Genomic DNA, 6,712 nt, shown 5'->3' with positions numbered 1-6,712 from the left:
AAATGCATAGTCATACTTTGTTTTTCTTTCCATAAAAAATGCCCCAAATAGTGTCTAACTTTTTGGGGCATGTTCATAATAATCTGTGGCTTTTTTTAATAAAAACTTTGCGTTTTAGCGACTTTGCGAGATTAATGATTATGCCTTGCGTATCAAAGGAATCAATTTTGTACCAATTAATTCAATGGCATTCATTAATTGTTTGTGTGTCAATCCCGCATTGTCCATTTGGAAAGTGAATCGATCCACACCTCCAAGAGCCTGGCTGTGGCGAAGAATTTTCTCTGCAGCTCTTTCTGGACTTCCTACAATTAGAACGCCTAAATCATCAATTAAGCCATCAAATTTGCCTTTGGTTACAGGAGGCCAACCTCTTTCATATCCTAATTTTGTCCATAATTCGGCATAACCAGGATAGTATTCTTCAATTGCTTTTTCCGTTGTTGTACCAACATATCCAGGCGAATGCAAGCCTACTTTTAATTCATTCGGTTTATAGCCTGCTGCTTTTCCTGCTTCACGATATAAATCGACTAAAGGTTTAAAACGATGTGTTTGTCCGCCAATAACGGCAACCATTAACGGAAGTCCTAATGATCCAGCTCTTATAAAAGATTCTGGTGTTCCGCCAACACCAAGCCAAATGGGCAGTTTTTCTTGTAAAGCTCTTGGATAAACAGGTAAATTATTTAAAGCAGGGCGAAATTTACCTTCCCAGCTTACAAATTCATTATCTCTAATTTTAAGCAGCAGTTCGAGTTTTTCTTTAAAAAGAGCATCATAATCTCTCAAATCATATCCAAAAAGGGGATAAGCTTCAATCGCAGATCCTCTCCCGACAACAATTTCGGTTCTTCCTTTCGAAATCAAATCTAAAGTTGCAAAACTCTGATAAACCCTCACTGGATCTGCTGCACTTAAAACGGTCACAGCACTTGCCAGTCGGATATTTTTTGTTCTAGCCGCCGCTGCACTCAAAATAACAGCTGTAGCAGAATCTAAAAACTCTTTTTTATGATGTTCTCCAATTCCGAAAACATCAAGCCCAGCCTGATCTGCAAATTCAATTCGCTGCAGAAGCTGTTCCATAGCATCAACACTGCTCAGTGTGTTGTTATCGCCATACATCGCCGAAGCAAAACTGTCTATTCCTATTTCCATGTCTTTAAATTTCAATATTTAAACTCCAAACTCCACAATCTAAAATCCACAATCTACAATCTAAAATTTTTTTAATGTGAGAAACCAAATGAAATACTGATAATGATAATCATGATTACAATCAATGTAATACCAACGTACAAGTAATCTTTTTCCAATAAAAATGAAAATAGCGAAAGCAATACACGTAAAACAGGTGTCATGAACAAGAAAATAATTCCTGTAAATATTAACGATTCTCCGTTTCCTTGAATTGCACCATTGTAAATAGCGGTAATTACTTCAAATATATTTCGGTCATTTTCTTTAAAAACAGAATAATCTTCAATTTGGCTTCCGTTGTGAATTAAATATACAATTCCGCCAATAAAAGCAACCGATAACGAAATCCAAACCCCATAACGAAGCAGGTTTCCTATAATAGTTTGAAAATCTTTTTCTCCAAATTTTTCTTCTTGTACCATATTAGATTTTTCCATTTAGTCCGTTATAAATCATGTTTATTGCCAAAACAAAAATCAGGCAGGCAAAAAATATTCTCAATTTCTTCGGATTCGTTCTTACTAAGATTTTTGCTCCAGCCATTGCTCCAAACAAAACTCCAATTACAACCGGCATACAAATTCCAGGTTCGATATATCCTTTTTGAATATAAATTACAGAACTTGCCATTGCCGTAACTCCCATCATGAAATTACTGGTTGTGGTTGAAACTTTAAACGGAACACGCATAATATTATCCATCGCGATTACTTTAAAAGCACCAGAACCAATTCCGAGAAGACCCGACATCATTCCCGCAACTCCCATCATACTAAAACCGCCAATAACATTTTTGGTTCCGTACTTTATCACTTCTCCATCATGAGCAGGATAAGTTCCGTCTAATTTAAGTTTTTTAGCTAGCGGACTAGATTCTAAAACAATGTGTTCTTCTTTCTTTCGAAGCGAATTAATGGCAGAAAAAATAAGCGTTAAACCAAATAAAACCGCAATAAAAGAAGTAGGGGCGATAGTAGAAAGTAAAGCACCGCAAACGGCTCCGATAGTAGTAGCGATTTCGAGAAAAATTCCCATTCGCATGTTGGTAATTCCTTCTTTTACATAAGCAGCTGCAGAACCTGAAGAAGTGGCGATAACGGAGACTAAAGCAGCTCCAATAGCATAATGAATATCGACACCAAGAAGAATAGTAAGAAGCGGAATAATAATGATACCGCCTCCTAAGCCTGATAATGAACCAATAAAGCCTGCTAAAAAGGCACCCAGAATCATAATCAGCGTAAAGGTAAGTATTGTCATTTAAGATATGTTTTTGTAATGGCTAATTTACGAATACATATTTGTTCGAAATAGCTTTATGACCTTAAATATACCTTAAAAATTTTTTTAGTACTCAGTGTTTAGTATTCAGTGTTCAGTTTTTTAGTATTCAATCTCAGTTAGGTTAAGAGTCGAGAAGCTTTGTCAAAGTTTTAAACTTTGACAAAGCTAGCCTTTCTTACCGCAAAGGCTGCAAACTGCGACTGTACACTGCGACTAATAAACTGATCACTAAAAAAACTGAATACTGAACACTGAGACTGAACACTAAAAAAAACGGTATATTTGGAATCCTAATGAACTAAAACAGCAGTATTGAAGAATAAAATCCTCACGTATTCCTTAACGCATCACAAGAGTTTATTTTCGTACGCAGATCAGAAAGAGTACTTCTATATCCAGACGAGTGAGCATCCTTACATTACCGAGCCTTATCGTGCCGAAAGCTATGCAATTGAGTTTCTAAGAAAAGGAAGTATACTCATGCATACTGGGCTCGAAACAAAAGTGGTTCATGCTCCAGCTATTATTGCTTTAGGGCCTTCGGTAATAAGAAGTTTTTCTAAAAATGAGGACGAAATTCTAATTGACATCATATTTTTTAAACCGCAGTTTTTTCTAGAAAATCAAGCAAATGTGTTTTTTCTAAATCAGTATGTTTTCTTTGAAAACAGCCAAAACCATCTTTCTCCGCTTGTTAAAACAGATAAAAACAAGTTTGAACGTATTTTTAATTTAATTAAAGAAGCATCAGAAAACAGATCTAAGAATCAAGCTTCTATTTTGAGAAGTTATTTGTACATTTTAATTTATGAAATTGATGGTATTCAAAAAGAAAAAATTCCCACAGAAGTACAAAGCCCTTTATATGAAAAGTTTAAAGAGTTGCTGTTTAAAGATTTTCTAAATTTCAGAACTGTACAGCATTATGCAGATGAATTAAATGTAAGCCGAAAATATTTGTCTGAAGTTATTAAAAAGCACAGCGGTAAGACTGCGATTGACTGGATTAGCGAAATGGTAATTCTGGAAGCTAAAGTTTTGTTGCAAAATAAAAAAATGTCCATCAATCAGATCAGCGATTTACTTCATTTTTCTGATCAATCTGTTTTTGGACGATTTTTTAAAAACTATGAAGGTATTTCGCCTTTAGAATATCGAAAAAAACAGATCGATTAAAATCATTCAGCGGACATTTTGCACAAAACAGAAGCCTTATCGCTCTTTTTTTAGACTAACATTCGGTGCAATTTTGCTTTTTATTTTTAAAGAAAAGAAATGAGTAAAATTGCAAAATTTGTTGTCATAATCAACGATAATGTCTTTTGGATGGAAGACAAAGCCGTTCAATTCTATACCAATTTATTTAAGGAAAAAGAGTTAGGAGAAAAATATGCCGAAGAGCATCTTTCGAAAAAAGAGTTGTTTCGAATTCAGAATGATTTTTCGATCGAGATTCTGATGGCTCATCTTGGCGAAACTCCGCAAGCGTATTTAAAATTAGATTCATCGAGAATACGAAATGAAAACCTTGGAGCGTCAAAAGCAATCAATCTGAGTGAGATTGTGTATTTTGATGAAGAAGATTTAAAAGTGCTTATTAAACGTGCCGAAGAAATTGCTTCTCAGCGAAAACACGATTTAATTTGGGTAAGCGCTTTTACCGTAGATACTGCTTTGATCGATATTTTACGATCATTAAATTACGAAGAATCTGATGGGAAAGAAAGTATAGAAGATCAATTTCCAAAACGAATTTATTTCCGAAAAAAGATGTGAATAGATATTTTTTAAGCTGAACTTTTTGAAGCGATTAACTTTGTCAAAGTTTAAAACTTTGACAAAGTTTCTAGAACGCTTTTATCCAAAATTATATCCTATTGTCAACGGCATAAGATGTTTTACCAATATTGGCAAGCAGTAAAGCCGCTGCACAACTTGTCCAAACCGAATAGTCGAAAGGCGCTTTTACAGAAACAGAAACCGACATAGCAAATGCAAAAAAGAACATTAAAAGGGTAGTTCCTAAAGCGGCAAGTCTGGTTTTGAAACCAAATAACAATAATAGGCTTAGTAAAACTTCAAAGAAAGTGGCAATTCCTGCGAGGACTTCTGCTGTGGCTTTGTTGGCAAAAGAATTTAGAGATTGGGTGTAGAGTACGAAGTTTTCCCAATTTCCCCAGGCAACCGCGTGAGATCCTGGTGCGCCCCAAACTCCAAATCGGTCTGCTACGGCCGAAAGCATTGTGATTCCTAAAACTATTCTTAAAATTAAACCTGCTTCTAATATTGTGATATTTTTCATTCTATAATTAATTTTTGATTTGAAGATGTTCTAGGTTCTTCTTAACCAAAGTTTTGTTTCCAACTACTTTAAAACCAAGTTTTAAATACAGTTTTTTAGCACTCGGATTGTCTTCCTCAACCAGCAGACCTAAAACCTCTTTATTTTTATGAACGTATTTATCTATCAAAAATTGCAATAATCGAGAACCAATTCCTTTTCCCTGATATTTCGGATTCACGCCCAACGAATCTATATAATATTCGCCTTCACGGGTCTCAAATTCAGGATCAAATTCAGGATTATAATGTTTTCTAACATATTCAATAATAGGATTTCGTAATTCTTCAATGTCAGCACCATTATAAATGTTTACGGCACCAATGATTTCATTATTCTCTTCGGCCACAAAACAGTTTTGATAGGAATATTGATTGTTTTCACTTTCGACGAAATGCTGCAGAAAGTCTTTCGCGGAAGCGTAATCTTCCTTTGCAATAAATTTGTAGATAATGTCTTCCATTGCTAACAATAATATAGGAGCAATATATTTTGAGTCTGATTTTTCGGCTTTTCTGATATTCATAAGTAAAGTGTTTTTACAAATTTAAGGCTTTATTTAAATACCTAGCCCCGATAACTATTGGGATTATGTGTTTATTTCTTAGAAAGCATTAAATAAAACCTGCGTAAAAAAACTTAGCCTCTCAGCAACTTAGAACCTTAGTATCTTTGAAAAAAATATACAAATATACGTTTGATATATACCAATTTTGAGATTTCAACTCGTCTTATCTTTGTAGTATAGTTTTAATTTAAATATTAAAAAGAAATGAAAGCAATAGGATTTAAAACCTCATTACCCATAGAAAACCCAGAAAGTTTTATCGAATTTGAAGCCGTAAAACCAATTCCTGGACCACACGATTTATTAGTTAAAATTGATGCGATTTCAGTAAATCCAGTCGATTTTAAGATTCGCCAGAGCAGCGCAAAAGATACCGTTCTAGAAACTCCAAAAATTATAGGCTGGGATGCTGTTGGAATCGTTCAAGCTGTCGGACAAGACGTTACTTTGTTTGAAGTAGGCGATCCCGTTTATTATGCTGGAGATATTACCAAACAAGGTAGCAATGCAGAGTATCAGATTATAGACGAAAGAATTGTAGGCAGAAAACCAAAAGCATTAAGTATTGAAGAAGCTGCTGTAATTCCGTTAACGGCTTTAACCGCTTGGGAAATTCTATTTGACAGAATCAGAATTAGTGCAGATAAAGATAAAGGAAAATCAATTTTAATTATTGGTGGAGCAGGAGGAGTTGGTTCAATTGCCATTCAGCTAGCCAAGAAAATTGCTGGCTTAACTGTTATCGCAACAGCGTCGCGTCCAGAAACGATTGCTTGGTGCAAACAGCAGGGAGCTGATTTTGTTGTAGATCATAAAGATTTGGTTTCATCTGTTCGAGAAGCTGGTTTTGAGTACGTTGACTTTATTTTAGATTTCGTAGACACCAATGCTTATTGGGATACAATGGTCGAATTGATTAAACCTCAGGGACATATTGCCTCCATTACAGGAAGCAGCGATCCTGTTGCATTAAACAAATTAAAAAGTAAAAGTGTTTCTTTTTCTTGGGAATTGATGTACACCCGTTCTATGTATCAAACGGAAGACATGATCGAGCAGCATAATATTCTGAATATTGTAGCCGATTTACTCGATGATGGCATCTTGAAAACGACTTTAAATACCACTTTAAACGGACTTACAGCCGAAAATGTAAAGAAGGCACACGAACTTTTGGAATCGGGAAAAACAATTGGAAAAATTGCGATAAAGTTTTAAAGTAAAATCGTGTTTGTGATAGTCTAAAAACGGTTATTTGGAATTGTTTTAAATAAGATTGTTTTTCATTGGGAAATTTTTGTATTTTAGTCGGCTTA

At 34.8% G+C, this 6,712-nt stretch carries 8 protein-coding genes; 3 read left to right on the top strand and 5 right to left on the bottom strand.

Annotated features, from left to right (window positions below; all coding sequences use genetic code 11):
- Window positions 1–138: 138 nt before the first annotated feature.
- From AC3Y25_RS19555 to AC3Y25_RS19545, 3 genes are all read right to left on the bottom strand, one after another.
- Window positions 139–1,161: an LLM class flavin-dependent oxidoreductase gene (locus AC3Y25_RS19555; RefSeq protein ID WP_489903898.1), complete on the bottom strand. Its 1,023-nt coding sequence runs from the start codon at window positions 1,159–1,161 to the stop codon at window positions 139–141.
- A gap of 71 nt (window positions 1,162–1,232) precedes the next feature.
- A complete protein-coding gene (locus AC3Y25_RS19550) occupies window positions 1,233–1,640 on the bottom strand; it encodes a DUF1634 domain-containing protein (RefSeq protein ID WP_095927569.1) in 408 nt (135 codons plus the stop codon).
- The gene (locus AC3Y25_RS19545) at window positions 1,627–2,463 is read right to left on the bottom strand and encodes a sulfite exporter TauE/SafE family protein (RefSeq protein WP_095927568.1); all 837 of its coding nucleotides are present in this window, start codon (window positions 2,461–2,463) and stop codon (window positions 1,627–1,629) included. The genes AC3Y25_RS19550 and AC3Y25_RS19545 overlap by 14 nt, the downstream gene beginning before the upstream one ends.
- A 336-nt stretch (window positions 2,464–2,799) precedes the next feature.
- Between AC3Y25_RS19545 and AC3Y25_RS19540 the strand changes: the two genes are divergently transcribed.
- Window positions 2,800–3,663, top strand: coding sequence for a helix-turn-helix domain-containing protein (locus AC3Y25_RS19540; protein ID WP_489903897.1), 864 nt, complete (start codon window positions 2,800–2,802; stop codon window positions 3,661–3,663).
- A 99-nt stretch (window positions 3,664–3,762) separates the two neighbouring features.
- On the top strand, window positions 3,763–4,263 hold the full coding sequence (locus tag AC3Y25_RS19535) for a hypothetical protein (protein WP_489903896.1): 501 nt from the start codon (window positions 3,763–3,765) through the stop codon (window positions 4,261–4,263).
- A 91-nt stretch (window positions 4,264–4,354) separates the two neighbouring features.
- Here AC3Y25_RS19535 and AC3Y25_RS19530 read toward each other — a convergent pair whose 3' ends face one another.
- Complete coding sequence (locus AC3Y25_RS19530; RefSeq protein ID WP_489903895.1) at window positions 4,355–4,789, bottom strand: DoxX family membrane protein; 435 nt, start codon at window positions 4,787–4,789, stop codon at window positions 4,355–4,357.
- Between the two features lie 7 nt (window positions 4,790–4,796).
- A complete protein-coding gene (locus AC3Y25_RS19525) occupies window positions 4,797–5,354 on the bottom strand; it encodes a GNAT family N-acetyltransferase (protein WP_489903894.1) in 558 nt (185 codons plus the stop codon).
- Between the two features lie 246 nt (window positions 5,355–5,600).
- Here AC3Y25_RS19525 and AC3Y25_RS19520 point away from each other — a divergent pair, with 246 nt between their 5' ends.
- The gene (locus AC3Y25_RS19520) at window positions 5,601–6,614 is read left to right on the top strand and encodes a zinc-binding alcohol dehydrogenase family protein (RefSeq protein WP_489903893.1); all 1,014 of its coding nucleotides are present in this window, start codon (window positions 5,601–5,603) and stop codon (window positions 6,612–6,614) included.
- Window positions 6,615–6,712 lie beyond the last annotated feature (98 nt).

The organism is Flavobacterium sp. LK-23 (assembly GCF_058135255.1).
This window is presented reverse-complemented; position numbering and strand designations above follow the sequence as displayed.